4 protein-coding genes are annotated in these 1,239 nt (G+C 34.4%); all 4 read right to left on the bottom strand.

What is annotated here, in order from left to right; all coding sequences use genetic code 11:
* Positions 1 to 96 precede the first annotated feature (96 nt).
* Genes CD147_RS11845 through CD147_RS11830 form a run of 4 tightly spaced genes read right to left on the bottom strand, consistent with a single transcriptional unit; the run spans position 97 to position 1,105 of the window.
* Positions 97 to 276, bottom strand: a complete 180-nt coding sequence (locus tag CD147_RS11845) for a helix-turn-helix domain-containing protein (RefSeq protein WP_103167632.1) — start codon at positions 274 to 276, stop codon at positions 97 to 99.
* A gap of 2 nt (positions 277 to 278) precedes the next feature.
* Positions 279 to 467 (bottom strand): hypothetical protein, encoded by a 189-nt coding sequence (locus tag CD147_RS11840; protein WP_103167631.1) that lies wholly within the window; start codon positions 465 to 467, stop codon positions 279 to 281.
* Positions 468 to 875 carry a RusA family crossover junction endodeoxyribonuclease gene (locus CD147_RS11835; protein ID WP_103167630.1) on the bottom strand — a complete coding sequence of 136 codons (408 nt, stop codon included), beginning with the start codon at positions 873 to 875 and terminating at the stop codon, positions 468 to 470. It abuts the gene before it with no gap.
* An 11-nt stretch (positions 876 to 886) separates the two neighbouring features.
* Positions 887 to 1,105, bottom strand: coding sequence for a hypothetical protein (locus CD147_RS11830; protein WP_103167629.1), 219 nt, complete (start codon positions 1,103 to 1,105; stop codon positions 887 to 889).
* Between the last annotated feature and the right edge of the window lie 134 nt (positions 1,106 to 1,239).

Genomic DNA, 1,239 nt, shown 5'->3' with positions numbered 1-1,239 from the left:
TCTTCTCTACGTTTACGTTTTAATGCTCTTTCATGTCTAAGTTCAGCTTGCTGTATTAAATATAGTTGTTTAGATGTTAATGTCTTCTCATTTCTTTCATACACTTGGACCATAGCTAAACACTCCTTTTCCGTATAATAATTCTGGACCTCTTAATCCTCTGTTATATCGACCACGCAAAGTAGTATGTGGTACATTATATTTTTTTGCTGCATTTCTAAGTGAGATATGCTCCCCATTTAAATAAACATAGGTTGCTCTAGGATTTTTACGCATATTTACCAACTCCAGTACGCATTTTCTATATATAAACTGTTATTATTGAAATCAGCTTCGTTGAGAATGTCTCTATCTACATTTTTATAAGCTACATCTATTAAGCGCTCCATCTCTTCGTCAGTTGGTGGATACTCTGTCGATATAGTCACTTGCCCTTTAATTTCAAAATCAACGATTAATTTAGCCATTTACTTAACCTCCTCAACTTGCATGATTATTTTCGGTTCTTCTGCATATTGTTTGAAACTGTGTATCTCAACAATTTGGTTATCGTCTTTCCATACATGCTCGTTTGCAGCATCTAATACTGTTTTGATTAAATTATCTATATCTGGTTTAGTACGTTTATATTGTCCAATTGCGATTAACTTTTGATTTTTTGACCAACTTTTAGGTGGTGCAAAGTAAAAGTAAAGCGCTACTTTCAATCGACCATTTAACATTGCCTTTGGCATTTGCTCTCTGATGTATTCCTTGTGCTTTGTATAAGCTGTTGGCATGTAGGTTTGTACAAATCTACCAGTATTTCTAAAACGTGGACGAGGTGAGCCAATAGGCGCCTCATACACATCATTAAAATTGATTGTTATTTCCAAAGTTGCCACCTCTATAAATATTCGAATAGTGACGTTTGATATCCTCTATTCAAATTTTCGTTTTTGATAAATGTTTCTAATTCATCTTTATTTAAAAACCAACGTTTACCCTCGTAGTAAGTACGTATAATGCCACTTACTCGATATAGTCCGTCGTGGTTTCTAGGAATAACGCTAAGCATTTTGTTACCTTTGTTATCGAACAGATAAAACTTATCTCTTAACCCCATGTTTTATGCCACTCCACTTCGTTATAAATTTGTGACTTCACTTTTTCATAATCATCAAACGGCGATATTTTACGTTGCTCCAGCAAGCGTTTAGTTGCCCAACCTAGCTCAATAAAGTTTTTAGCTATGATTGG

Source organism: Staphylococcus devriesei, assembly GCF_002902625.1.
In the GTDB taxonomy this organism is placed as follows: domain Bacteria; phylum Bacillota; class Bacilli; order Staphylococcales; family Staphylococcaceae; genus Staphylococcus; species Staphylococcus devriesei.
Note: the sequence above shows the minus strand (reverse complement) of the source record. Positions and strands in the feature narration are given on the sequence as shown.

Excerpts from the sequence above, each read along its gene's own strand:
- CD147_RS11830 (WP_103167629.1), bottom strand. The coding sequence starts at position 1,105 with ATGGGGTTAAGAGATAAGTTTTATCTGTTCGATAACAAAGGTAACAAA.
- CD147_RS11845 (WP_103167632.1), bottom strand. The coding sequence starts at position 276 with ATGCGTAAAAATCCTAGAGCAACCTATGTTTATTTAAATGGGGAGCAT.
- CD147_RS11840 (WP_103167631.1), bottom strand. The coding sequence starts at position 467 with ATGGCTAAATTAATCGTTGATTTTGAAATTAAAGGGCAAGTGACTATA.